The organism is Burkholderia sp. Ac-20345 (assembly GCF_017104825.1).
Classification (GTDB): Bacteria; Pseudomonadota; Gammaproteobacteria; order Burkholderiales; family Burkholderiaceae; genus Burkholderia; species Burkholderia lata_B.
In genome coordinates this window covers 25,621-50,226 of sequence record NZ_JAAGPO010000069.1, presented here as the reverse complement: position 1 = coordinate 50,226, position 24,606 = coordinate 25,621, and the positions used below count along the sequence as shown (strand labels likewise).

Genomic DNA, 24,606 nt, shown 5'->3' with positions numbered 1-24,606 from the left:
CTCGCGCACGCGCGCCGGCCGCTGATCCTGGCAGGCGGCGGCGCCATCCACGCGGCGGCGGAATTGCGCGAGCTCGCCGAACGACTGCACGCGCCCGTCGCGCTGACGATCAACGCGAAAGGCCTGCTGCCGGCCGGCCACCCGTTGCTGATCGGCTCGACCCAGTCGCTGCCGGCCACCCGTGCGGCGATCCGCGATGCCGACGTGGTGCTCGCCGTCGGCACCGAGTTGGGCGAAACCGATTACGACGTCACGTTCGACGGCGGCTTCGCGATCGACGGCCGCCTGATCCGCATCGACATCGACGCGCAGCAGCTGATGCGCAACGCCCGCGCCGAAATCGCCATCGCCGGGGATGCACAGCTGGCGCTCGGCGCGCTGTCGACCCGCCTGCACGAAACGCCGGCCCCGACACCCGACGCCGACTGGGGCGCGCTGCGCGTGGCCGCCGTGCGCGCCGCGATCGCAGCCACGCATGACAGCGCCGCGCAGTCGCAGGCGCTGCTGATCGACACGATCGTCGCCACGCTGCCCGGCGCGATCATCGCCGGCGATTCGACGAGCCCCGTCTACGTCGGCAATTTCACCCACGATGCGCCGGCGCCGCGCAGCTGGTTCAACTCGTCGACCGGCTACGGCACGCTCGGCTACGGGCTGCCCGCCGCGATCGGTGCCAAGCTCGCCGCGCCCGCGCGCCCGGTCGTGTGCCTGATCGGCGACGGCGGCCTGCAGTTCACGTTGCCGGAGCTCGCGAGCGCGGTCGAGGCACGGCTGCCGGTGATCGTGATCGTCTGGAACAACCGCGGCTACGGCGAGATCCGCAAATACATGGTTGCGCGCGACATCACGCCGGTCGGCGTCGATCCGTATACGCCCGATTTCCAGGCGCTCGCACGCGGCTTCGGCTGCGCGGCGCACACGGCCGCGACACCCGGCGCGCTGGCCGCCGCGCTGCGCGATGCCGCGGCGCGCACGATCCCGACCGTGATCGAAATCGACGAGGCAACCTGGTTCGAACAGGTGCAGCGATGAGCACGACACCCGATCTCGCATTCGATCCGCCGCTGCACACGCGCCACTTCATCGACGGTACCTGGCGTGCGAGCGTCGACGGCGCGACGTTGCCCGTCGTCGATCCGTCGACGGAAGCCGTTCTCGCCAACGTCAGCGCAGGGGGCGAGGCAGACGTCGAACACGCCGTGCAAGCCGCGTCGCGCGCGTTTCCCGGCTGGAAACGCACGACGGGCGCCGCGCGTGCGGCGCTGCTCCGCGCGATCGCGCGCGGTGTCGACGCACGTCGCACGCGGCTCGCCACGCTGCAGTCGCTCAACAACGGCAAGCCGTTCACCGAAGCCGAGATCGACGTCGCGGACGTGATCGCCACCTTCGACTACTACGCGAGCCTCGCGGAGCGCCTCGACACCGACGGCGAAACCGAGATCGCGCTGCCCGACGCAGACCATCGCGCGTGGATCCGGCGCGAGCCGGCCGGCGTCGCCGCGCTGATCGTACCGTGGAATTTCCCGATGGTGACGACGGCATGGAAGCTCGCACCCGCGCTCGCGGCCGGCTGCACCGTCGTGCTGAAGCCGTCCGAGATCACGCCGCTGCCCGAGCTCGAACTCGCCGCGATCGCCACCGAAGCGGGGCTGCCGCCCGGCGTGCTGAACGTCGTGACCGGCACCGGCCACGACGTCGGCGCCCGCCTGTGCGCGCATCCGCTCGTCGCGAAGGTGTCGTTTACCGGCAGCACCGCGGTCGGTGCGCAGGTCATGAAGACGGCTGCGGACACCATCAAGGGCGTCGGCCTCGAACTCGGCGGCAAATCGTCGATTGTCGTGTTCGACGACGCCGATCTCGATCACGCGGTCGAACTCGTCACGGGCGGCGGCCTGTTCAACGCCGGGCAGATGTGTTCGGCGACCTCGCGTGTGCTCGTCGCCGCGCCGCTTGCCGGCGACCTGATCGCGCGCCTCGCGCAGCGCATCGACGCGATCGTCGTCGGCCCGCCGTTCGCCCCCGGCGTGCAAATGGGCCCGTTGACGAATCGCGCGCAATACGAGCGCGTGCAGCGCCACATCGCGCAGGGCCGTGCCGACGGCGCGCGGCTCGTGACGGGCGGCAATGCGCTCGACGGCCCCGGCTACTTCATCCGTCCCGCGCTGTTCGCCGACGTGCCGGCCGACAGCGCTCTATGGTGTGAAGAAATCTTCGGACCGGTGCTGTGCGTCCGCGCATTTGACACCGAGGACGATGCGATCGCGGCCGCCAACGACACCGAATACGGTCTCGTCGCAACCGTCGTCACGCGCGACACGGCACGCGCCAGGCGGGTGGCCGGCGCGCTCGAGGCGGGCGTCGTGTGGATCAATACGCCGCAACTGATCTATCCGCAAACCTCATGGGGCGGCTACAAGCGCAGCAGCATCGGACGCGAGCTGGGCCCGTTCGGGCTCGCCGCGTTCCAGGAGATCAAGCAGGTCATGATGCCGGCCGGCTGAGGTCGCCAGGCCATGCGTTTATGTCATGCCGCGCATGCGGATATTTCGTTTGTTGCGGAAATTTGACCTCCCTACAGTTCATCCACACCCCGCGCCGCAGTTCGGCGACCGGCATCGGACCACACGGCATCGTTCATCAGGAGACGGCCATGCAACACTTCAAGGCGGGAAGAAGGCAGGTGATCAAAACCCTCGGCACGGCACTCGCTGCATCCGCCCTTCCGATGCCATTCATCAGTACTGCGAAGGCACAGACGACCAGCTTCGCGGGCAAGACGCTGCGCCTGCTCACGTGGTCCGACGATACCGGCGCGGCCGCGCTGCGCAACATCGCGGAGAGTTTCAGCAAGCAGACCGGCGCACGCGTGATCGCCGATCGCGCGGACGGCACGTCGGGGATGGTCGCGAAGGTCAAGGCCGCGGGCGAGCGGCCGACCTACGACGTCATCACGCTCGCCGGCGTCGGCGCGGCCGGTCTCGCTGACGCGGGCCTGCTCGCGAAACCCGACCTGAACCGGCTGCCGAACCTGAAGGACGTCGCGCCGCAATACCGCACCGGCGCGAACGGCTTCGGCATCGGCTACCTGCTGTGGTCCGACGGGCTGATCTACAACACGGCGACCGTGAAGAGCGCACCGTCGAGCTACGAGGCCCTGTGGGATCCGAAGTATGCGGGCCGCCTGTTCCTGCCGCCGCCCGAGTGGGCCGAAGCGGTCGACCTCGCGATCATCGCGGCGAAGCTGGCCGGCGGCTCGCAGCAGAACATCGATCCGGGATTCAGGAAGCTCGCGCAATTGAAGGATCGCGTGATGACCCTCGGCGAAAACCCGAACCAGATCGCCGACCTGTTCCGCACGGGCTCGCTCGACATCGGCGGCATCTATTCGCCCGCGTTCTTCCCGGACCAGATCCGCAAGCCCGACTACAAGATGGGCGTGACGTACGGGATGAAGGAAGGCTTCGCGACGCAGCTGATGTTCACCGTGATCCCGAAGGCGCACCCGGGCGACCTCGACCTGATCCACGCGTTCATCAATCATTCGCTCGACGCGGGCGTACAGGGCCGGATGGCGGCCGACGTCCTGAACGGCCCCGTAAACGGCAAGGCCGTGATTCCGGCGGAAAGCCGCGCGTTCGTGCCGTCGCCGCAGCAGATCGCGGAGAAAGCCGTGCTGCATGACGACAAGGCGCTCGCGGCCGTCCAGCCGGCATGGATCAAGCGCTACACCGGCCTCTTCTCGGCATAACGACATGGCCTCCCTGTCCTCTCCCCACGATGCAGGGCCGGCCGTCGCAGGCGCGGCCGGCGCGGGTGCCGATGCGCCCGCGCTGCCCGGCGTACCGCCCTGGCTGCTGCTCGCGCCGATCCTCGCGTTCCTCGCGGTGCTCGCCGCCGCGACCGTCACGGTATTGCGCATGAGCGTCGGCGTGTCCGGCGACGAATGGCGGACCTTCACGCTGCAGAACTACCTCGACCTCGCGGACCCGTACTTCACGAAGTCGCTGTGGCTCACGCTGCGCCTCGCGTTCCAGAGCATGGTGTGTGCGGTGCTGCTCGCGATCCCGGTGGCGCTCGCGATGGCGCGGACCGAATCGCGGCTCGCGCGCCGGTTGCTGCTCGCCGGCGTCCTGTTGCCGCTGCTCGTGAACCTGCTGCTGCAAGGCTATGGCTGGCTCGTGATGCTCGGCCCGGCCGGGTTGCTCAACCGCGCGCTGCTGGCCACCGGCGTGATCGGGCGGCCACTGCAGTTGCTGTACCGCGAGCACGGCGTGCTGCTCGGACTGATCCAGACCGCGTTCCCGCTCGCCGTGCTGCCGCTGTCGAGCGCGCTGCGCGCGGTGTCCCGCGCGTACGACGAAGCCGCCGCGACGCTCGGCGCGAGCCGCTGGCAGACGCTGCGGCACGTCACGTTGCCGCTCGCGATGCCCGGCCTCGTCTCCGGCGCGCTGCTCGTGTTCGCATACAACGCCAGCGCGTTCGCGGTGCCGCTGCTGCTTGGCGGCCGGCGCGCGCCGATGCTCGCGGTGCTCGTGCACGACCAGGTCGCACCGCTGCTCAACTGGCCCGCCGCCTCGGCATCCGGCGTCGTGCTGATGGGCGCGACGCTCGTCGTGATGGCGGTGTCGCAGCGCCTCGTGCGCACCCTGCAACGTGCCGACGAGGTGAACCGATGAATGCCCTGCTCCTGCGCGCGCCGATGCCCGGCCGCCTCGGACGCGTGACCGGCGGGCTCGCGACGCTCGTGCTGTTGCTCGCGGCGCTGCCGATCCTGACGATGATCACGATGTCGTTCGGCGCATCGGGCACGCTCGAATTCCCGCCGCGCGAATTCAGCCTGCACTGGTATCGCGCTGCGTGGCAGACGTTCGTGTCGTCCGATGCGGGCAGTGCCCAATCGATGGGCGCCGCGTTGACGACGAGCCTCGTCGTCGCGGTCGCGACGATGCTGATCGCGACCGCCGTGTCGGTACCCGCGGCTTACGCGCTGTCCCGCTACCGCTTCCGCGGCAAGACGCTCGTCGAGCAGCTCGTCGCGTTGCCGATCGTCTACCCGCTCGTGATGCTCGGCCTCGCGCTGCTGATCGTGTTCAACGCGCTGCCGGTCGAGCTCGGCATCGTACGGCTCGTCGTCGCGCACGTGATCCTGACGCTGCCGTTCACGGTGAAGAACTGCGCGGCCTCGGTCGCGTCGATCGGCCCCGACTTCGAGGAAGCCGCGTGCCTGATGGGCGCGAGCCCGCGCCGCGCGCTCGTCGACGTCGTGCTGCCGCTGATGCGGCCCGGCATCCTCGCGGGGATGCTGTTCGCCTTCATCGTGTCGTTCAACGAATTCACGGTGACGTTCTTCCTGTACAGCATCGACACGATGACCCTGCCGGTCTGGCTCTACAGCCGCACCGTCTCGTCGCTCGACCCGACCGTGTTCTGCTTCGCCGTGTTCACTGTCGCGATCGATTTCGCGCTGATCTGGATGCTCGAAAAACTCGTCGGCGACAAGGGTGTCGCGCTCTGACGCGCACGCCGCCCCGCCCTCGCCCGTGCAAGGAACCCTCATGAACCAGCTCATCCTCCAGAACGTGACGAAGCGCTTCCATCAGGCGTATGCGGTCGATCACGTCGATCTGTCGGTACCGGACGGCAAGCTCGTCTGCTTTCTCGGCCCGTCCGGCTGCGGCAAGACCACGCTGATGCGGATCATCGCCGGCCTCGAAACGCCGACTTCCGGCACGCTGACGTTCGCCGGCCGCGACCTCACGCACGTGCCCGCCAACCGGCGCGACTTCGGCATGGTGTTCCAGTCGCTCGCGCTGTTTCCGCACATGACGGTCGCGCAGAACATCGCGTATCCGCTGCGGCTGCGCAAGACGGACAAGGCCGCGCAGGCACGGCGCGTGGCCGAGCTGCTGGAGTTGATCCAGCTGCCGCACATGGCCGACCGGCTCGTCACGCAACTGTCGGGCGGGCAGCGCCAGCGCGTCGCGATTGCGCGTGCGATCGCGTCGTCGCCGCGCCTGCTGCTGCTCGACGAGCCGTTGTCGGCACTCGACGCGAAGCTGCGCGAGGCGATGCAGGTCGAGATCCGGCTGCTCCAGCAACGGCTCGGCATCACGACGATCATGGTCACGCACGACCAGCGCGAAGCGATGACGATGGCCGACGAGATCGTCGTGATGGAGAAAGGCCGGATCCAGCAGGTCGGCCGGCCGCTCGACATCTATCGCGATCCGGTCAACGAATTCGTCGCCGACTTCATCGGCCTCGGCAACATCCTGCCGGTCGCGTGCGACGGCGACGACGCCATCGTCCTGCCGGGCGGGCAGCGTCTCGCGATCCGGCGCGCGCCGGACACGCCACGCGCGACCGACGACGTGCGTCTGCTGATTCGTCCCGAGGATGTCTGCGTGCGTCCTGGCCAGCCGGCTTCGGCACCGAATACGCTGGCCGGCACGATCACGTTCGTGCGCGACGTCGGCGCGTCGATCGAAGCGACGATCGACTGCCGGGGCTTCACGCTGACGGCCGCGACGACGCCGCGCGAGACGCCCGACCTCCATGTCGGCATGCCGGTACTCGCGGAACTGCCTGCCCATGCCTGCAAGCTCATCGCCGCCCGCGGCGCCTGATGTCTGTTCCTTTCTCCAGCGCAGCAACGAGGATCTCACCATGAACGCAACGTCCCAAGCCACCCGCCACGTGCAGCGCCTGCTCGCCCGTACCGCCCTCCTCTGCGCCTGTGCCGGCACCGCGGCCCTGGCCGCGTTCGCGCCGCTCGCGCATGCCGATGCACTCGACACGATCGCGAAATCGGGCGTCGTACGCATCGGCGTGTTCGAGGATTACCCGCCGTTCGGCTCGATCGGCCCCGACATGAAGCCGCAAGGCTACGACATCGACATGGCGAACCTCATCGGCAAGGCGCTCAACGCGAAAGTCGAACTCGTGCAGGTCACCGGCGACAACCGGATGGCCTATCTCGCCGACCGCAAGACCGACATGTTGCTGTCGGTCGGACAGACGCCGGAACGCGCGAAGGTGATCGACTTCTCGAACGCGTATGCACCGTACTACCTCGCCGTGTTCGGCCCGAAGTCGCTGGCCGTGAAGGGCAACGCCGATCTCGCCGGCAAGTCGGTCGCGGTCGCGCGCGGCACGCTCGAGGACCTGAGCGTCAGCAAGGTCGCGCCGCCGAGCGCGACGATCAAGCGCTTCGACGACCCGAACGGCGCGATCGCCGCGTTCCTGTCGGGACAGGCGCAGTTGCTCGTGGTCGGCAACGACGTCGGCGCAACGATCATCGCGCGCCATCCGTCGATCGACCCGGAGCAGAAGTTCTCGCTGTTCAGCTCGCCCGATCACGTCGGCCTGAACAAGAACGAGCCGCGCCTGATGCAGAAGGTCAACGACGCGATCGCCGGCGCCCGGAAGAGCGGCACGCTGAATACGCTGTCGCAGAAGTGGCTGCACGCGGCACTGCCGGCCGACCTGTAATGCGCACCGCCCCCGCCCCGCATTCACGACGAAAGGCATCGCGATGACCTACGTGTTCGACTTCAGCGATTTCGGCCTGTACGCCGGCATGCTCGCGCGCGGCATCGCCGTGACGCTCGGCCTCACCGCGGCCTCCACCGTGCTGGGCGGCCTGATCGGCACCGCCGGCGCGTGGGCCGCGCTCGCCGGGCCGCGGTGGGCGCGCGCGCTCGTCGCGTCCTACGTCGAGCTGATCCGCAATACGCCGTTCCTGGTCCAGCTGTTCTTCATCTTCTTCGGGCTGCCCGGGATCGGCGTGCACATCGACGAAGCACAGGCAGCCGTGCTGGCGATGACGGTCAACCTCGGCGCGTACGCGGTCGAGATCCTGCGCGCCGGCATCGAATCGGTGCCGCACGGGCAAGTGCAGGCCGCGCGCGCGCTCGGGCTGCACGGCCGGCAGGTGTTCGGTCACGTCGTGCTGCCGCAGGCGCTCGCGAACGTGTACCCCGCGCTGCTCGGGCAGGTGCTGATCGTGATGCTCGGCTCGGCCGTCGTCTCGCAGATCTCGGTACCCGACCTGACCTACGCGGCGAACTTCATCCAGTCGCGCAATTTCCGTGCGTTCGAGATCTACATCGTCGTGACCGCGATCTACCTGCTGCTGTCGATCGCGCTGCGCATGCTGCTCAATCGCGTCGGCCGGCGGCTGTTCTCGGGCCGCACGCAGCGCGGCGCGGCAGCCACACCGCCGCGCACCCGGTTTGCGCGCTTCACGTGGCGCGCCCGCTCTCCTGACACCCGCCTTCCCACGGAGCGTGCACGATGATCGAATTCACCTTCCAGGACATTGCGTGGAACCTGCTGCTCGCCGCGCGCTGGACCGTGCTGCTGTCGCTGATCACGTTCGTCGGCGGCAGCGTCGCCGGGTTCGCGCTGCTGGCGATGCGCATCTCGGCGTCGGCCGCGCTGCGCCGCTTCGTGATCCTGTACGTCGAGCTGTTTCAGGGCACGCCGCTGCTGATGCAGCTGTTCCTCGGCTTCTTCGGACTGCCGCTCGTCGGCATCGACGTGACGCCATGGGTTGCCGCGTCGGTCGTGCTGACGCTGAACGCGAGCGCGTACCTGACCGAAATCTGGCGCGGCTGCGTCGACGCGGTACCGCGCGGCCAGTGGAACGCGGCGGCCAGCCTCGGCATGACGTGGACCCAGCAATTGCGCTACGTGGTGTGGCCGCAGGCGTGGAAGATCGCGCTGCCGCCGACCGTCGGCTTCCTCGTGCAGGCGGTGAAGAGCACCGCGCTGACGTCGATCATCGGGCTGACCGAGCTGACCAAGACGGGCAACATCATCACCAACGCGGTATTCAAGCCGTTTCCGATCTACGCGACGGTCGCACTGCTCTACTTCGCGATGTGCTTCCCGCTGACGTGGTACGCCCGCGTGCTCGAACGTCGCTATCGCGTCGCGAAGGCACGCTGAACCGGCGCCGCGCGCGTCATTACGATCCAGGGATTCCCATGATTTCCATCAGCAACGTTTCGAAGTGGTACGGCCAGTTTCAGGTCCTCACCGACTGCACGACCGAGGTCAGGAAAGGCGAAGTGGTCGTCGTGTGCGGCCCGTCGGGCTCGGGCAAGTCGACGCTGATCAAGACCGTGAACGGCCTCGAGCCGTTCCAGCAGGGCGGGATCCTCGTGAACGGCCAGTCGGTTGGCGACAGGAAGACGAACCTGTCGAAGCTGCGCTCGAAGGTCGGGATGGTGTTCCAGCATTTCGAGCTGTTCCCGCACCTGTCGATCACCGAGAACCTGACGCTCGCGCAGGTCAAGGTGCTCGGCCGCGGCAAGGACGAGGCGAACGAGAAGGGCCTGAAACTGCTCGACCGCGTCGGCCTGAAGGCGCATGCGCACAAGTTCCCGGGCCAGCTGTCGGGCGGCCAGCAGCAGCGTGTCGCGATTGCGCGCGCGCTGTCGATGGATCCGATCGCGATGCTGTTCGACGAGCCGACGTCGGCGCTCGACCCCGAGATGATCAACGAAGTGCTCGACGTGATGGTCGAACTCGCGCAGGAAGGGATGACGATGATGGTCGTCACGCACGAGATGGGCTTCGCGAAGAAGGTGGCCCATCGCGTGATCTTCATGGACAAGGGCGCGATCGTCGAGGACGACCGCAAGGACGATTTCTTCTCGAATCCGAAATCGGAACGCGCGAAGGATTTCCTCGCGAAGATCCTGCACTGAGCGATACCGCGGCGCGCAATCACGCGCCCGTTCCACCCCGACTCTCCCGATGAAACGACTTCCTTCCCTCAACGCGCTGCAGGTCTTCGACATCGTTGCCCGTCACGGCAGCTTCACGCGCGCCGCCGAGCACCTGTGCCTGACCCAGGGGGCCGTGAGCCGGCAGATCCTCGCGCTCGAGAGCTTCTATCAGTTCGCGCTGTTCAAGCGCACGCCCAAGGGGCTGACGCTGACGGCCGAAGGCGAACTCCTGTTGCCGACCGTGCGTGAAAGCTTCGCGCGCATCGAGGAGGTATCGATGCGCCTCTCGCGCAGGCGTACCGAACTCGCGCTGAAGGTGCCGACCTGCATGATGCAGTGGATGCTGCCGCGCATCATGCGGTTCCAGGCCGAGCATCCCGAACTCCAGGTGCAGATCACCACCACCTGGGATCATCAGGTCGACTTCCGCATGGAGCCGTTCGACGCCGCGGTGATCTACGCGGCCGGCGCCGGCCCCGACATGCATGCGATCCCGTTGTTCGAAGAACGACTGACGCCGGTCTGCGCCCCGAGCCTGCCGGACCGGCAGCCGCTCGCGAGTCTCGACGACCTGGCCGGTCACACGTTGCTGCATCCGACCCGCGATCACCGGGACTGGAAACGATGGCTCGACCATGCGGGCGCACCGCACGTCGACTCGACGCGCGGCTTGAGCTTCGAAACGCTGGATCTTGCGACGCATGCGGCGATCGACGGCTACGGCGTCGCGATCGGCGACAGGACGCTCGCGGACGAAAGCGTGGCGGCGCACCGGCTGGTGATGCCGTTCGACATCTCGTTGCCGACGGGAATGGGCTATTACTTCGTGTATCCGGACGGGGCCGAACAGCAGCAGAAGATCCAGCTGTTCGGCGGCTGGATCTCGGACGAACGCAAGGGCGCGTCGAGTGGCGCGCCGGCCAGCCTTGAAATCCCGACGCCCCGCATTGCCTGACACATCGTGCTCCATCGGGGCAAAAACTGCACCCGGCGGCAAAACGTCTCCTGAAGCAGATCGGTAAAGTGGCCAGCGGCTATTTGTAATGCATCACGGCCGCGCCTAAAACAACCGATTCAGGAGACATGAATGCAACGCTTCACGAGATCCGCCATGCGCCGGTCGGCATTGACCGCGTCGGGCACCGCGCTCACCCTGGGGCTGTTTGCCTGCGGCGGCGTCGACTCGCCTTCCACGCCGGTCACGCAACAGGACTTCGGCCATACGACGTTGAACCTGATCGCCAAAGACGGCCTGAAGTTCAAGGACATGAACAAGAGCGGACAGCTCGAACCGTACGAAGACTGGCGACTGAGTGCCGAAGTGCGGGCGCGGGACCTGGTCGGCCGCCTCACGCTGGCCGAGAAAGCAGGCCTGATGATGCACGGCACCGCACCGGTGCTGAACGACACGACCGGTTCAGGCACCGGCTCCGCGTACGATCTGGCAGCGCTCAAGACGCTCATCAATCAGCGAGGCGTCAACACCTATATCACGCGCATGAGTGCCGATGCGCACACCATGGCCGACCAGGCCAACCAGATTCAGACGCTGGCGGAGCAGTCCCGGCTCGGCATCCCGGTGTCGATCAGTTCCGACCCGCGCAACCATTTCCAGTACACGCTCGGCGCAAGCGCAGGCGGCAGCGGTTTCTCGCAGTGGCCTGAAACGCTCGGTTTCGCCGCGATCGGCGACGCGGCACTCACACGAAAATTCGGCGATATCGCGCGCCAGGAGTATCGCGCGGTCGGCATGACCGAAGCGCTGTCGCCGCAAGCCGACCTGGCGACCGAGCCGCGCTGGTCACGCATCAACGGCACCTTCGGCGAAGATGCCGATCTCGCGCGCACGCAGGTTCAGGCCTATATCGAAGGCTTCCAGGGCGGCAGCAACGGCATTCAGGCCAATAGCGTCATCGCCGTCGTCAAGCACTGGGCCGGATATGGCGCGCAGAAACTCGGCTTCGACAGCCACAATTACTACGGCCGCTACGCGACCTACCCGGGCAACAATTTTGCCTATCACCTGAAGCCGTTCGAAGGCGCGTTCGCCGCCAACGTCGGCTCGGTCATGCCGACCTATTCCGAACCGGACATGACGGTAACGATCGACGGCATCACGCTGGAGCCCGTCGGCGGCGCTTACGACAAGGCGTTGCTGACCGACCTGCTGCGCGGGAAATACGGCTTCAAGGGCGTGATCGTGTCCGACTGGCTGATCGCCGACGACTGCGACGCGAATTGCATCAACGGCGTGTCGTCAGGGTCCCCGTCGTTCATCGGACTGGGCATGCCCTGGGGGATGGAAGGCGCGACCCGCGTGCAGCGTTTCGCGCGGGCAGTCACCGCCGGCATCGACCAGTTCGGTGGAGACGACGATCCGAGCGACCTCATCGACGCCGTCAATCGCGGGCAGCTGTCGGAAGCCCGCCTGTCGGAATCGGCCTATCGCGTCCTGCTGCAAAAATTCCAGCAAGGCTTGTTCGACCATCCGTATGTCGATGCGGACGCAGCCGGCAAGATCGTCGGAAACGCCGATTTCCAGGCCCAGGCACTCGATGCGCAGCGCCGCTCGATGGTGCTGCTGCAAAACAACGGCAAGCTGCTGCCGATGACGGCGTCCGGCAAGAAAGCCTGGCTGTACGGCATCGATCCCGCGGTCGCACGGCAATATGGGTATCAGGTCGTCGATACGCCGCAAGCCGCGGACATTGCAATTCTCCGCGTGAGCACGCCCTATCAAACGCTGCACCCGAACTACATGTTCGGCTCGATGCAACATGAAGGCAGTCTCGCGTTCGTCGACGGTAGTGCGGACTACGAGGCAATCAAGCAGGCCGCGCTTGCGCCGAAGTCGATCGTCTCCGTGTACATGGATCGCCCCGCGATCCTGACCAACGTTCAGGACAAGGCCACCGCGATCCTCGCCAACTTCGGCGTGACCGATGCCGCGTTGTTCGACGTGCTGACGGGGAAAGGTCAACCGCAAGGGAAGCTGCCGTTCGAGTTGCCGTCGTCGATGGCGGAAGTCGCGGCGCAGCTGGAAGACGTGCCGCACGATACCGCGCATCCGTTGTATCCGTTTGGATACGGTTTGACGTATTGACGTATTGATGCGTTGTCGATGCCGGCTTGCTGAGTGTGGCCGGCATCGACCGCCTCGACGACTGGCGCACGCACAACGCCCGATCGACCTTCGATACGACATCACGGTTTCGCGACAGCTCGTAGCCGCTCGAAGGCGGTGCGCCCGTCGCTACGACGACAGAGATCGATCCACACTGTGACTCGGCGTTCAGCGCAGCGTTGGAAAGCGCCGCGCTACTGCCACGGATAGTTGACCACGCCGCCAACCATCACATTTCATTTAACCAAGGGTTGCCCCGCAGACCGGGAGCCAATATCGGCACGCCCATTCGATCTGCCCCTTCGAGGATGATTTTCGTCCGCCAGCACAATCACTAAATAGACACCAAGTAGCGGAAACAGTGAGCGCTGGCGAAAGTCCGCGAGATTTCAAGGCCTGCTACGCCGCAGTGCCTCGTCGCCAATCCTCTATTGCGGATAAAAAGGCAGCCCCAACTCGAATACGGCCACGCAGTCCTTGCGGCTACCGTCTCTCGCCGAACCGTTGAACCGCAAACTCCAGAAAGCTCCGCAGCTTCGGCGTCATCTGCCGGTCTGACGCGTACAGCGCATGCAGCGCACGAGCCGGCGGCTCGTACTCGGGCAGAAGCCGTACCAGTCGTCCGGCCGCAATTTCATCCGCCACCAGTTCATACGGCTGCAGCAGGATGCCCATGCCTGCGACTGCCGTCGAGCGCAGCGCTTCTCCGCTATTGGTGGAGAAGCGGCCTTTGATCGGCACGGACACCCGCCCATCCGGGCCGTCGAAGGTCCACTGGGTACGCAGCGCAGTGTGCGAGAACACGAGACATTCGTGCTTCGCAAGATCATCCGGACTGCGTATCTTTTCCGCAGACCTGATGTAATCGGGTGCCGCACAGAGCACCAGGCGATACCAACCCAGGCGCCTCGCAATCAAGCTGCTGTCGGGAAGATCGCCCGTTCGGAAGACGACATCGAAACCTTCTTCCACCAGGTCGACCGTGCGATTGGAAAGGTTGAGGTCCACCGAAACCTCCGGATGTTGTCGGAGGTATTCGGGAATCTCGGGCGCGAGCCCATGACTCCCGAAGGTGATGGGCGCGCTGATGCGCAGCCTGCCTCTCGGTTCCGATCGCGTTTCCGCCATGAGCGCCTCGGCCGCTTCCATCTCGGCGAGGATGCTCTTCGCACGCTCGTAAAACAGCTGGCCACTGTCGGTAAGGCTTTGCCGACGTGTCGTTCTACTCAGCAGTTTGATACCCAGCCCTTCTTCCAGCGCGCGTATCTGTTTGCCGGCCAGTTGCGGCGACATATTCATTTCGTTGGCGGCTGACGAGATCGAACCCGCTTCGACGGCCCTGACGAAGACCTTCATGCATGCCAGTCTGTCCATTAGAAATATTTTGTTTCTAGTATGGAAATGATACGCAAATTGTACTCAATTTGTTTCATGTCTAAAGTGCAATCTCGCTGTCGGCGCGATGTTGCCCGGCGGCTTCCTCAGACCACTCTCCAAGGAAATCAGATGTCCATCTCAAAGGCAGCGATCGTCGCTGCCGCGCTCGGGAGCGCAGCAGCCGTTTCGAATTCCGCATCCGCCGTTGCGGCAGAAGTACAGAAACCCACCGTCGTACTCGTTCACGGGGCGTTTGCGGACGGTTCGACATGGAACAAGGTCATTCCCCTGCTTCAGGAAAAAGGACTGAACGTCGTTGCCGTGCAAAATCCGCTGAGTTCGCTGGCCGACGACGTCAAGGCAACGCAACGCGTTCTCGACCAGCAAACGGGCCCGGTCGTTCTCGTGGCTCATTCGTGGGGCGGTGCGGTCATTACTCAGGCAGGAGAGCGGGACAACGTCAAAGCCCTCGTCTATGTCGCTGCATTCGCTCCGTCCGAAGGACAGTCGGTTGCCGATGTTTCGAAGGACTACCCGACTCCGTCCGGCTTCAGCCACATCGTTGCGGATAAGGACGGGTTTCTGACCTTGAGCCTGGAGGGCGTGCAAAAGCATCTCGCGCAGGACGTTCCGGCGGAACAAACGAGGCTGATGTATGCAACGCAAACGCCTACCCGCGGCAAGAACTTCGAGGAGAAGGTGACGGCCGCGGCCTGGAAAACGAAGCCGTCCTGGTACGTGGTCAGCGAGCAAGACCACATGCTTGACCCGGCTTTGCAGGTTGCCATGGCGAAGAAGATTTCGGCGCATGTCACGACGCTGCGCGCAAGCCATGCGCCGCACTTGTCGCAGCCGTCCGACATCGCCAAAGTGATCCTCGACGCGACCGCAGCCGTTTCGAAGTAAATGTCGCTCCTGCGGCAAAACGGACAGGCGCGAAGCCGCGCAGTCGTCGACATCGCCGCAGCCGCGCCGCGACATCCCCGGATCCCGGAGATGTCCGGTCACGGTCGCGGAGGATGTCCGCGAACGAGCAACGACGTCGCGACTTCAGCCCGGAAATCCGCGAAATGTCACGCCCCCGCGAAGTCGAGGTGGCTCGAAGCCTCACCATCGCGCCAGGCACCACGGCTATGCATCTCGCATGAACAGTGCTGCGTTTTCCTGGACCGCCTTCGCGATAAAGTTGGCCACCACTCGAATATGCGCGGCCTTGCGATGATCGTCATGCACGTGCATGTGGAACGAACGCGTCAGGCTGAACTCGGCGGGAAGCACCGCCACGAGATTCGGAAGCGACTCGGCAACATAGGCCGGCAGGACCCCGAGGCCGTGCCCGGCCGCGGTTGCGAAGACTTGGGGTAACAGTGCCGAGCTCCGTATACGTGGCTGAATATCTGCATCCATGACGTGCAGATAGTTCAGCTCCGGCGCGAAGAGGCCCTCTTCGACGTAGCCGATAAAGGGATGCTTCCTGAAGTCCTGGATTGCGTTGATTGGCTCCGCACGATCGAGGTAGGTGCTGGCACCGTACACGAACATCCGGTAATCGGTGAGCCGCCGTGACGCCACCCGGAGATGCTGCGCGCCGGACAGGCTGACCGCAATGTCCGCTTCCTGCTTCCACAAGCTGAAGATCCTTGGCGCGGCGAGGATTTCAATCTCCAGGCGCGGGTGCAGTGCGGTCAGTTCATGAACGCGCGGCGCAAGGAAGATCGAACCGAAGCCATCGGGAGCGCCGATACGCACGATCCCTTCCACCCCATCGGTATCGGCAGCCGCGATCGCGCGCGAGGCATGAAACGCACGCTCGATTCCCTGCACGACCTCGAGTACGCGCGCCCCTTCCGGCGTGAGAACATAACCTGTCGTGCTTTTGTGAAACAGCCGGCTGTTCAGTACGGTTTCCAGCGCGCGAATTCTTCGGGACACCGTTGTGTGCTCCGTGCCGAGTCGCTCCGCAGCGGCGGAAAGCGTTCCGGTTTGCGCGACGGCAAGAAAGTAGCGATAGTCGTCCCAGTTTTCCGATAACTTTCTGGCTGCCACGATGCACCTTCGTCGACTACGCGGTCGTTCACGAGGCAGCGTCCCGCCGCTTTCACACCGATGCCCACGGCGGCTTTGGCGTGAACTGCGCCTCGATCCATTGCTTGAAAAGCTTCAACTTCGCCGGCGTGTGCTTGATCGACGGCGTCACCAGGTACACGCCCGAACGCTCGTCGAGATGCCATTGCGGCAGCACCCTGACGAGCCGCCCCGATGCAAGATCTCTGCTCATCAGCCAGTCGCCGCCAGCCACGATGCCCACCCCTCGCACCGCGGCGAGAAGCAACGTCGAGTTCTCGTTGCTGGAGAGGTTGCCGCGCACGGTGACCGTCTCCGTCTGGCTTCCGTTCGAGAGTTTCCACGCGGGATAGGTGGCAAGACCGGTGAACCCGAGACAATTGTGGCGACTCAGATCACGCGGCGCTTCCGGTACACCGCGTGCCCGCAAATACGCCGGCGAAGCACAGAGGATCCGTTGGTGGTCGCAGAGCTTCCTGGCGCGTAGAAGGCTGTCGCTCAGGCTGCCTACACGAATCGCCGCGTCGAAACCCTCGCCGATGATGTCCGCGAACTGCTCCGAGTATTCCACGTGAACGATCAGATCGGGATTGGCCAACGCAAACTCGGCGATCAATGGCGCCAGCCACATCCGCCCGAGTGCGCTCGGGACGGCGAGACGAAGCGACCCCGTCGCCCGTATCGCCAATTCAGAGACTTCCCGTTCAGCGTCAGTCAGTACGGCCTCCGCTTCGCGCAATCGCTGCATGAAGCGCTCGCCCGCTTCGGTAAAGCGGACATGCCGTGTCGATCGCTCGACCAGCCGGACGCCAAGCCTCGCCTCGAGCTCCGAGACACGCTTCGAAATCACGGTCGGATGTCGTTGCAGAATCTTCCCGGCCTGCGCAAACGTACCGCCGTCATGCAAGGCCAGCAGCGCTCCGATTTGATCCGCGTACTGACTTCCGAATGCACTCATCGTTGTGGCAGATGTCATACGTCGCCGTTGAATCGGCTCCCGGTAATTTCAGGGTTTCAGTATAACGGCCCCTTCCGTCTTACCCTGCTGCAGCAATGCGTGGGCTTTCCGCACGTCGGCGAGCGGGAATAGGTGCCGCGGATTGGCGTGGATGAATCCCGCCCGGATCGCATCGAGTACCGCATGCGCACGCTGGCGATACACGTCGGCCGACGCCGTATGCGCTGCCAGCGATGGGCGAGTCAGGTACAGGGAACCCTTTGCGTTCAACGTCGACACGCTGACGGGCGACGGTGCACCGGAGGTCGCGCCGAACGAAACCATGAGCCCTCGCGGACGAAGGCAGTCGAGCGATGCATCGAAAGACACCTTCCCCACACCGTCGTACACCACCTCCGCTTTCCGGCCTTCGGTGAGGTCGGTCACCTGTTCGCCCAGCGTTGCCGCGTCGAACACCAGCACATGATCGCAACCGGCCTGGCGCGCACGCTCGACACTCCCGGGTCGCGACACGACGCCAATGACATGCGCGCCCAGATGCTTGGCCCAAGGCACCATGATCTGGCCGAGCGCTCCGGCTGCGCCGTAGATGACGACGACACTGCCGTCGCGAACCGGAAAGGTCGTGGTCAGCAGATACTGCGCGGTGATCCCCTTGAACAGCACGGCAGCCGCGTCGTCAAAACTGACGGCGTCCGGAAGCGCGACCAGTCGCTCCGCCGGATATCGTCTGCCGCTTGCATAGGCGCCCAGCGGGCCGGTTGCATAACCGACACGGTCCCCCACGCGGAAATCGACGACGCCATCGCCCACCGCAGCAACGATGCCGGCCCCCTCGAGACCGAGGCCCGACGGAAGCGTCACCGGCGCATCTCCCCGGCGTTGACTGAGATCGAGCGGGTTGACGCCGATCGCCTCTTGCTCGAGCCAGACTTCGCCCGGCCCCGGGCTCTCGCGGCCGACCTCGAGACATTCCAGCACTTCCACGTCGCCTGTTCCAGCGATCCGAACCGTCACTGCCATTCGTCTGCTCCTTGTATTCCGTGAATGAAGCCATCTGCATCTACAGTAAGCACTCGAACCGCGATGATCAATAGCAGTCCATGCAGGGTTGTGCTGCATGTGTTGCAGGAATGCCGCTCGAGTCGGGCGCGCGGGAGCACGCCGTCGTATCCGTCCCGAGTCTGATCGAAGAGCCGGGATGCCGGCAGGCGTCGCGAGACGATTACGGTTCGCGCGATACCCGCCGAAATGGCTCAGATCGCCTTGATGAACGGATGCACGGCGACGTCTTTCCAGACCTGGTTGACGTGGAACGGGTCGCCAGCCGCAAAGGCACGCGCCTCATCGAGATCGCGCGCGTCGACCAGCAGCATGCTGCCGATCCGTCGCTCACCTGCCACGTCGGTCAGCGGTCCGGCAACAACGATCGGAATGGATGCTGACGACAGGTAGGCACGATGCGCCGCATAGTGCTGGTCACGTGCGTACGGCTTCGCCGGATCATCCAGGCAATAGATGACGAAATGCATGATGTCGCTCCTTTTCGCAGCAGCGGGCCGGGCAACGCGACCCGCGCGAAAGCGGTTCGTTCGCCCGCCCCCCGGCCGTGCTGCGTTCCGTTATTTCAGTGCAATGGTGGTGTTCACGCCTTCGCTGACCGTCGCGTCGTCGAACCAGCGCGCCGTCACGGTCTTCGTCTGCGTATAGAAGTGGATCACCTGCTTGCCGTATGCGCCCAGATCGCCGAGTTTCGAGCCGCGCGATCCCGTAAAGCTGAAGATCGGCACCGGCACGGGAATGGGAAGATTGATGCCGACCTGCCCGACATCGATCTCGCTCTGGAACTTGCGCGCCGCCGCACCGCTTTGCGTGAATATGCTGACGCCATTTCCCATCGGATTGCGATTGATCAGATCGATGGCGCTGTCCAGCGAATCCGCCTCCATGATGCAGATCACCGGGCCGAAGATCTCCGTCTCGTAGATCGTCATGCCCGGCGTCACATCCGAGAAGATCGTCGGGCCGATGAAGTTACCGTCCCCGTAGCCTTCGACTGCAATATCGCGCCCGTCGAGCGCGAGCGTCGCGCCTTCCTTCACGCCGGCCTCGATCAAGCCGAGGATCCGCGCTTTGGCCGCACGGGATACGACCGGCCCGACGTCGGTACCCGGAACCGTGCCGGCATTGACCTTGAGCTGACGCGCGCGATCCACGAGCTCCGGCAGCCATTCTTTCGATGCCCCGACCAGCACCACCACTGACGTAGCCATGCACCGCTGTCCTGCCGCACCAAAGCCGGCGCCTGCCAGCGCATTGAGCGCATGTTCCTTGTTTGCGTCCGGCAGAACCACGGCGTGGTTCTTCGCGCCCATCATCGACTGGACACGTTTTCCGTGCTGGCTGCCGAGGCGATAGACATGCGTACCGACGTGAGTGGATCCCACGAACGAAATCGCCTTGATGTCGGGATGCGTGCAAATGGCGTTCACCACATCCTTCCCGCCATGAACCACATTGAGGACGCCCGCCGGAACGCCCGCCTCGATCGCAAGCTCCACCAGCTCCATCGTGGAAAGGGGATCCTGCTCCGACGGCTTGAGGACGAAGGTATTGCCGCAGACGATCGCCATCGGGAACATCCACAACGGAATCATCGCCGGAAAGTTGAACGGCGTAATGCCTGCACATACGCCGATCGGTTGCCGCAGCGTATACGTGTCCACCTTGCCCGCGACGTTCTCCGCGAACTCCCCCAGTTGCAGCGTGCCGATGGAGCATGCGTGCTCGACGACTTCGAGGCCACGGAAGATGTCGCCCTCGGCATCGGCGAGCGTCTTGCCTTGTTCGGCAGTCAGCGTCTGCGCAATGCGCTTCATGTTCTGGCGAACCAGCTCCTGGAATTTCAGCATCAGCCGCATACGCGCGCCGATCGGCGTCACGCTCCACGTACGGAACGCCTTCTTTGCGGCCGCTACCGCATCGTTCAGTTCGTCCGTGGTAGCGAACGGCACACGACCAATGACCTCCTGCGTCGCCGGGTTGACGATGTCGTGCCATTCGTCGCTTTTCGATTCGACGAACACGCCGTCGATCAGCAGCTTTGCGCTGCGCAGGCCTTGCGCGGCACGGTGGTTGGTTTCAACAGCGATATTCACGACGCACTCCTTATGATGAACTCTCGGTCAGGCTCGTGACGAAACCGGCACGGGCAAGCGCCCCCGCTGGTCTGCACGGGCCGCTAATACGGCGCACCTAGTCGATACTCGCGCCACGTGTCTCGCGAACGAAGAACAGGCAAACGACGCAGCTCATCGCAGCGATCACGATCGGGTACCACAATCCCGAATAGACGTTGCCTCGCGCCGCGACGATTGCAAATGCCGATGCAGGCAGGAAGCCGCCGAACCAGCCGTTGCCGATGTGATACGGCACGGACAGGCAGGTGTAGCGAATGCGTGCAGGGAAGCACTCGACCAGCATGGCGGCCATCGGCCCGTAGACCATCGTGCCGTACAGCATGAGCACCACGAGCACGAGAATGGTCATCGGCACGTTCACACGCGCCGGATCTGCCGCATGGGGATAGCCGGCGTCGGTCAACGCGCTTCGAAGTGCGGAGTTGAACGCATCCGCCCTGGCCTTGGCATTCGCGGACGTCGCGTCATAGGATTCAATCCGGACGGAGCCCACCACGATCACGGCCGGCTGGTTTGCCGGCGCTACCTGGTTCTCATAGCTCACCCCCGCTTTCGACAACGCTGCCTTTGCCACATCGCAAGCGCTCGTGAACTTCGCGGTACCGACCGGATTGAACTGGAACGAACACGCCTTCGGATCGGAGATGAGGACAATCGGCGAACGCGTCTGCGCGGCTTCCAGTGCAGGATTGACGTAGTGCGTCAACGCCTTGAACAACGGCATGTAAGTCAGCACGGCAAGGAGGCAACCGACGAACATGATCGGCTTGCGGCCAATCCGATCGGAAAGCGCCCCGGCAACGACATAGAACGGTGCGGAAATCAGGAGCGCGGCAATGAGGATGGTGTTCGTCATCGCCCCATGCAGCTTCAACGTTTCGGTCAGGAAGAACAGCGTGTAGAACTGCCCGGTGTACCACACCACGGCTTCCCCCGCCGTGACGCCGAACAGGGCAATGAGCATCAACCGGACGTTTTTCCACTGGCCGAAGGCCTCCTTGACGGGAGCCTTTGACGTCTTGCCTTCGTTCACCATCTTCTGGAATGCAGGTGACTCGCTGAGCTTCATGCGAATCCATACCGAGATGCCCAGCAATGCGATCGAAAGCAGGAACGGAATGCGCCAACCCCAGGCACCGAATCGCTCCTCTCCGATCAGGGTGCGCACGCCAAGAATCACGAGCAACGAAAGGAACAGGCCCAGCGTCGCGGTCATCTGAATCCATGACGTCCAGGTGCCCCGCTTATTCGCCGGCGCGTGCTCGGCCACGTACGTTGCCGCGCCGCCGTACTCTCCACCCAGTGCCAGCCCCTGCACGAGCCGCATGGCAACGAAGAGGATCGGCGCCAGAATGCCGATCGTGGCGTACCCCGGCAGCAGCCCCACGAAGAACGTTGACGCCCCCATCAGCAGGATGGTCACCAGGAACGTATATTTGCGACCCAGCTTGTCGCCCAGACGACCGAACACGACTGCGCCGAGCGGCCGTACGGCAAAGCCTGCGGCGAAGCTGAGCAGCGTGAAGATGAAAGCAGCCGACGGGCTGACTCCGGAAAATATGGCCTTGCTGATGAACGGCGCAAGCGCGCCCGCCAGGAAGAAGTCATACCACTCGAAGATGGTCCCCAACGATGACGCGAACACTACGGTTCGGCTGCGGACCGTCATCGCTTCGGGCCGTGCCGACCTGTCGATTGCCGTGCTTATCATGGTATGTCTCCGTATTGGAAGTGACTTTCATGAGCCACTTTCCTTTAGATGTCGCGTCGCGGCCTGTGCGCAACGGCTTGCATCAGGCGTGCAAACGGGCTGACGCAGCCCGCCTGATGCTCGCGGAATCTCAGCGTCGACGGCGGACGGCGCTTGGCGCCGATCGCCGCCGTTGGCGCTTGAAGATCGCTAGGCGCTTTTGGACAAGTGAAGAACGAGCGATGTCGCGTCGAGATCGGCACCGCCAGTTTCCGCATGCCTCGTCATCAGCGCGTATGCGGTTTCTGCGGTTTCGAGGCGCGCACCGACCTCGCGCCCCGCTTCGACGGCAAGGCTCAGATCCTTGGCGAGCAGCCAGGTCTTGAAGCCCGCTTTGTACCCGTTCGACGCAGGTGATGCATCGACGACACCGGGTGCGGGGTTCCACAGACGGAAAGACCAGTTGTCGGCAGACGAACGCGTCGCGATCTCGAAAAATGCCTTCATGTCGAGACCGAGCCGCTGTCCCAGTGCCGTTGCCTCGCAGTTGACCGTGACGCTGACCGCCATGATGAGATTGTTCACCACCTTGGCGGCTTGACCTGCGCCCGGGCCACCGACGTACGCGATGTAGTCGCCAAGTGGTTGCAGCAATTCGGCGGCCTGCCCCGCATACGCGTTGTCGCAGCCGATCATGAACGTGAGCGTACCGTCGCGCGCGCCCTCGGTTCCACCCGATACCGGCGCCTCGACGAAGACGATACCGGCCTTTGCCGCGGCGGCATGCAGCTTGCGCGCGTAGTCGATGCCGATCGTCGAGCAGTCGATCACGATCGTGCCGGGACGCGCGCTTGCAAATACACCATCGGCAGCCGTCATGACATCGTGGACGTCTGCGCCCGAAGGCAGCATGGTGTACACCACGTCGGCGTCCTTGCATGCGTCCGCGATCGATTCGCTTACCTGCACGCCATTGGCGGCGGCGTTCCGGCGCGCAGTGGCATCGATGTCTACACCGCGAACGGTATAGCCCGATCTGACCATGTGTCTGGACATGGGGTTACCCATCAGGCCGAGGCCGATCCACGCAATAGTGGGCATGACGGTGCTCCTTTTCTAACGATATGGGTAGTCGCAACGAAGTCTGAATCGCTCGGTCCCTGCGTCTCCTGGACAAGGGCATGCTCCGAGACTGTGAGGAATCTTAGGATCGGGAATACGGGGTGCACAGCGCACGAGCGGCCAACGGCTGTGCAGAAATGCCGGAAGTGGCGGCTCGATTCGTCGATGGCCGCGCGGGTAAAAAAAAATGGCCCGCCAGTTCTCAGGCGAGCCATTTGGAGTACCGATCTTGTCTCGGTCGCTGCCGGCGTTACGCAGCCTCTCTGGTATTCAGCCACACCGACCCGTATCGGGTGTATGGACGAGGAATTTCTATGTACTCCTTCAAATCATCCGCAGCACTACGCACCCAGAACGGATCTCGCAGCATCTCCCGACCGACGAAAACGAGATCGGCTCGCCCGTTCCGCAGGATCTCTTCAGCTTGCCGGCCGTTCGTGATCATCCCGACCGCTCCGGTGGCAATACCGACCTCCTTGCGAAGCAGCTCGGCAGCCGGCACTTGATATCCGGGATAGGTCTGCACCTTGACCATCTTGATACCGCCGGAACTGCAATCGATGAGATCCACACCCTGTTCCTTCATCCAGCGACCATATTCAAGGAACGACTCCGGGGTGTTGCCACCGTCGGTGTAGTCGGTACTGGAAATTCGGACAAACAGCGGACGATCACCCCAATGAAGCTTCACCTCTTCGATGATCTCGCGCACGATCCGATAGCGCCGCTGCGCATCGCCACCGTATTCGTCATCCCGTGTGTTTGCCAGTGGCGAAAGGAATTCGTTGAGCAGATAGCCATGCGCGGTGTGGAGTTCCAGCACATCGAAACCGGCTTCGCGGGCGCGCCGCGCCGCACGGCCGAACGACTTGACGAGATCCGGAATTTCATCGAGCGCGATCTGGCGCGGAACCGGACTTTCCGGCGTAAAGGGAATGGACGAAGGGGCGATACGAACCACGCCCGGCAAATCCGCATTTCGGCCCGCGTGTCCGATCTGGGCACCGACCTTGGCGCCGTATCCATGCAGCAGATCAACCAGGTCGCGCAACCCGGCGACATGATCGTCGCTCCAGATTCCGAGATCCCCGGGACCGATGCGGGCGTCCTTGTGCACGGCCAGGGTTTCGAAAAAGATCAGGCCGGCCTGACCCAACGCGCGGGCGCCATAGTGAACGTGATGCCATGCGGTGACCAACCCGTCTTCCCCGGCACTATGCATGCACATCGGGGACATAACGACGCGATTCTTCAGCTTCAGACCTTTGATTTCAAAGGGCGATAACAACAAACTCATCTCGACGACTCCGTCAGGTTTTGATGTGGAGCCGATG

General features: G+C 64.4%; 22 protein-coding genes. 13 read left to right on the top strand and 9 right to left on the bottom strand.

The annotated features are described in order from the left end of the window. The 12 genes from G3O06_RS24050 to G3O06_RS23995 all read left to right on the top strand — a co-directional run. A partial coding sequence (locus G3O06_RS24050; RefSeq protein ID WP_241020218.1) for a thiamine pyrophosphate-dependent enzyme occupies window positions 1-1,032 on the top strand: 1,032 nt, incomplete at its 5' end. Beyond that, entirely contained in the window at window positions 1,029-2,501 is a 1,473-nt protein-coding gene (locus G3O06_RS24045; protein ID WP_205817746.1) for an aldehyde dehydrogenase family protein, read from the top strand. The genes G3O06_RS24050 and G3O06_RS24045, both read left to right, overlap by 4 nt. Before the next feature lie 149 nt (window positions 2,502-2,650). Beyond that, window positions 2,651-3,748, top strand: coding sequence for an extracellular solute-binding protein (locus G3O06_RS24040; protein WP_174987093.1), 1,098 nt, complete (start codon window positions 2,651-2,653; stop codon window positions 3,746-3,748). Continuing rightward, the gene (locus G3O06_RS24035) at window positions 3,678-4,676 is read left to right on the top strand and encodes an ABC transporter permease (RefSeq protein WP_205817745.1); all 999 of its coding nucleotides are present in this window, start codon (window positions 3,678-3,680) and stop codon (window positions 4,674-4,676) included. Before G3O06_RS24040 ends, G3O06_RS24035 begins: the two co-directional genes overlap by 71 nt. After that, a complete protein-coding gene (locus G3O06_RS24030) occupies window positions 4,673-5,515 on the top strand; it encodes an ABC transporter permease (protein ID WP_205817744.1) in 843 nt (280 codons plus the stop codon). Before G3O06_RS24035 ends, G3O06_RS24030 begins: the two co-directional genes overlap by 4 nt. Window positions 5,516-5,555: 40 nt before the next feature. Beyond that, window positions 5,556-6,626 carry an ABC transporter ATP-binding protein gene (locus tag G3O06_RS24025; protein WP_174968738.1) on the top strand — a complete coding sequence of 357 codons (1,071 nt, stop codon included), beginning with the start codon at window positions 5,556-5,558 and terminating at the stop codon, window positions 6,624-6,626. A 40-nt stretch (window positions 6,627-6,666) separates the two neighbouring features. After that, entirely contained in the window at window positions 6,667-7,491 is an 825-nt protein-coding gene (locus G3O06_RS24020) for a transporter substrate-binding domain-containing protein (RefSeq protein WP_205817743.1), read from the top strand. Window positions 7,492-7,534: 43 nt separating this feature from the next. After that, the gene (locus G3O06_RS24015; protein WP_205817742.1) at window positions 7,535-8,299 is read left to right on the top strand and encodes an amino acid ABC transporter permease; all 765 of its coding nucleotides are present in this window, start codon (window positions 7,535-7,537) and stop codon (window positions 8,297-8,299) included. Continuing rightward, window positions 8,296-8,952: an amino acid ABC transporter permease gene (locus tag G3O06_RS24010; RefSeq protein WP_205817741.1), complete on the top strand. Its 657-nt coding sequence runs from the start codon at window positions 8,296-8,298 to the stop codon at window positions 8,950-8,952. The genes G3O06_RS24015 and G3O06_RS24010 overlap by 4 nt, the downstream gene beginning before the upstream one ends. 38 nt (window positions 8,953-8,990) lie before the next feature. Then, a complete protein-coding gene (locus G3O06_RS24005) occupies window positions 8,991-9,716 on the top strand; it encodes an amino acid ABC transporter ATP-binding protein (protein ID WP_205817740.1) in 726 nt (241 codons plus the stop codon). A 49-nt stretch (window positions 9,717-9,765) separates the two neighbouring features. Next, a complete protein-coding gene (locus tag G3O06_RS24000; RefSeq protein WP_205817739.1) occupies window positions 9,766-10,692 on the top strand; it encodes a LysR substrate-binding domain-containing protein in 927 nt (308 codons plus the stop codon). Window positions 10,693-10,824: 132 nt separating this feature from the next. Next, window positions 10,825-12,840 carry a glycoside hydrolase family 3 N-terminal domain-containing protein gene (locus G3O06_RS23995; RefSeq protein ID WP_205817738.1) on the top strand — a complete coding sequence of 672 codons (2,016 nt, stop codon included), beginning with the start codon at window positions 10,825-10,827 and terminating at the stop codon, window positions 12,838-12,840. Window positions 12,841-13,344: 504 nt separating this feature from the next. Here G3O06_RS23995 and G3O06_RS23990 read toward each other — a convergent pair. After that, window positions 13,345-14,235 (bottom strand): LysR family transcriptional regulator, encoded by an 891-nt coding sequence (locus tag G3O06_RS23990; RefSeq protein WP_205817737.1) that lies wholly within the window; start codon window positions 14,233-14,235, stop codon window positions 13,345-13,347. Window positions 14,236-14,367: 132 nt separating this feature from the next. Here G3O06_RS23990 and G3O06_RS23985 point away from each other — a divergent pair, with 132 nt between their 5' ends. Then, complete coding sequence (locus G3O06_RS23985) at window positions 14,368-15,144, top strand: alpha/beta hydrolase (RefSeq protein ID WP_205817736.1); 777 nt, start codon at window positions 14,368-14,370, stop codon at window positions 15,142-15,144. A 225-nt stretch (window positions 15,145-15,369) separates the two neighbouring features. Here the strand turns inward: G3O06_RS23985 and G3O06_RS23980 are convergent, their stop codons facing one another. From G3O06_RS23980 to namA, 8 genes are all read right to left on the bottom strand, one after another. Next, window positions 15,370-16,284: a LysR family transcriptional regulator gene (locus G3O06_RS23980; protein ID WP_346779551.1), complete on the bottom strand. Its 915-nt coding sequence runs from the start codon at window positions 16,282-16,284 to the stop codon at window positions 15,370-15,372. Window positions 16,285-16,336: 52 nt separating this feature from the next. Next, window positions 16,337-17,260 carry a LysR family transcriptional regulator gene (locus G3O06_RS23975; protein ID WP_205817735.1) on the bottom strand — a complete coding sequence of 308 codons (924 nt, stop codon included), beginning with the start codon at window positions 17,258-17,260 and terminating at the stop codon, window positions 16,337-16,339. A 48-nt stretch (window positions 17,261-17,308) separates the two neighbouring features. Further along, window positions 17,309-18,283 carry a quinone oxidoreductase gene (locus tag G3O06_RS23970; RefSeq protein WP_174987114.1) on the bottom strand — a complete coding sequence of 325 codons (975 nt, stop codon included), beginning with the start codon at window positions 18,281-18,283 and terminating at the stop codon, window positions 17,309-17,311. A gap of 233 nt (window positions 18,284-18,516) precedes the next feature. Then, the gene (locus tag G3O06_RS23965; protein ID WP_205817734.1) at window positions 18,517-18,792 is read right to left on the bottom strand and encodes a YciI family protein; all 276 of its coding nucleotides are present in this window, start codon (window positions 18,790-18,792) and stop codon (window positions 18,517-18,519) included. Between the two features lie 90 nt (window positions 18,793-18,882). Further along, a complete protein-coding gene (locus G3O06_RS23960) occupies window positions 18,883-20,418 on the bottom strand; it encodes a CoA-acylating methylmalonate-semialdehyde dehydrogenase (RefSeq protein ID WP_205817733.1) in 1,536 nt (511 codons plus the stop codon). A gap of 97 nt (window positions 20,419-20,515) precedes the next feature. Beyond that, window positions 20,516-22,129, bottom strand: a complete 1,614-nt coding sequence (locus tag G3O06_RS23955; protein ID WP_205817747.1) for an MFS transporter — start codon at window positions 22,127-22,129, stop codon at window positions 20,516-20,518. 231 nt (window positions 22,130-22,360) lie between these two features. Beyond that, entirely contained in the window at window positions 22,361-23,251 is an 891-nt protein-coding gene (mmsB, locus tag G3O06_RS23950) for a 3-hydroxyisobutyrate dehydrogenase (RefSeq protein ID WP_205817732.1), read from the bottom strand. Between the two features lie 271 nt (window positions 23,252-23,522). Continuing rightward, complete coding sequence (namA, locus tag G3O06_RS23945; RefSeq protein ID WP_205817731.1) at window positions 23,523-24,569, bottom strand: NADPH dehydrogenase NamA; 1,047 nt, start codon at window positions 24,567-24,569, stop codon at window positions 23,523-23,525. Window positions 24,570-24,606: the final 37 nt, after the last annotated feature.

What these genes read in the sequence shown, in the direction of transcription:
- G3O06_RS24045 (WP_205817746.1), top strand. Translation starts at nt 1,029, where the DNA reads ATGAGCACGACACCCGATCTCGCATTCGATCCGCCGCTGCACACGCGC.
- G3O06_RS24040 (WP_174987093.1), top strand. Translation starts at nt 2,651, where the DNA reads ATGCAACACTTCAAGGCGGGAAGAAGGCAGGTGATCAAAACCCTCGGC.
- G3O06_RS24035 (WP_205817745.1), top strand. Translation starts at nt 3,678, where the DNA reads ATGACGACAAGGCGCTCGCGGCCGTCCAGCCGGCATGGATCAAGCGCT.
- G3O06_RS24030 (WP_205817744.1), top strand. Translation starts at nt 4,673, where the DNA reads ATGAATGCCCTGCTCCTGCGCGCGCCGATGCCCGGCCGCCTCGGACGC.
- G3O06_RS24025 (WP_174968738.1), top strand. Translation starts at nt 5,556, where the DNA reads ATGAACCAGCTCATCCTCCAGAACGTGACGAAGCGCTTCCATCAGGCG.
- G3O06_RS24020 (WP_205817743.1), top strand. Translation starts at nt 6,667, where the DNA reads ATGAACGCAACGTCCCAAGCCACCCGCCACGTGCAGCGCCTGCTCGCC.
- G3O06_RS24015 (WP_205817742.1), top strand. Translation starts at nt 7,535, where the DNA reads ATGACCTACGTGTTCGACTTCAGCGATTTCGGCCTGTACGCCGGCATG.
- G3O06_RS24010 (WP_205817741.1), top strand. Translation starts at nt 8,296, where the DNA reads ATGATCGAATTCACCTTCCAGGACATTGCGTGGAACCTGCTGCTCGCC.
- G3O06_RS24005 (WP_205817740.1), top strand. Translation starts at nt 8,991, where the DNA reads ATGATTTCCATCAGCAACGTTTCGAAGTGGTACGGCCAGTTTCAGGTC.
- G3O06_RS24000 (WP_205817739.1), top strand. Translation starts at nt 9,766, where the DNA reads ATGAAACGACTTCCTTCCCTCAACGCGCTGCAGGTCTTCGACATCGTT.
- G3O06_RS23995 (WP_205817738.1), top strand. Translation starts at nt 10,825, where the DNA reads ATGCAACGCTTCACGAGATCCGCCATGCGCCGGTCGGCATTGACCGCG.
- G3O06_RS23990 (WP_205817737.1), bottom strand. Translation starts at nt 14,235, where the DNA reads ATGGACAGACTGGCATGCATGAAGGTCTTCGTCAGGGCCGTCGAAGCG.
- G3O06_RS23985 (WP_205817736.1), top strand. Translation starts at nt 14,368, where the DNA reads ATGTCCATCTCAAAGGCAGCGATCGTCGCTGCCGCGCTCGGGAGCGCA.
- G3O06_RS23975 (WP_205817735.1), bottom strand. Translation starts at nt 17,260, where the DNA reads ATGAGTGCATTCGGAAGTCAGTACGCGGATCAAATCGGAGCGCTGCTG.
- G3O06_RS23970 (WP_174987114.1), bottom strand. Translation starts at nt 18,283, where the DNA reads ATGGCAGTGACGGTTCGGATCGCTGGAACAGGCGACGTGGAAGTGCTG.
- G3O06_RS23965 (WP_205817734.1), bottom strand. Translation starts at nt 18,792, where the DNA reads ATGCATTTCGTCATCTATTGCCTGGATGATCCGGCGAAGCCGTACGCA.
- G3O06_RS23955 (WP_205817747.1), bottom strand. Translation starts at nt 22,129, where the DNA reads ATGACGGTCCGCAGCCGAACCGTAGTGTTCGCGTCATCGTTGGGGACC.
- mmsB (WP_205817732.1), bottom strand. Translation starts at nt 23,251, where the DNA reads ATGCCCACTATTGCGTGGATCGGCCTCGGCCTGATGGGTAACCCCATG.
- namA (WP_205817731.1), bottom strand. Translation starts at nt 24,569, where the DNA reads ATGAGTTTGTTGTTATCGCCCTTTGAAATCAAAGGTCTGAAGCTGAAG.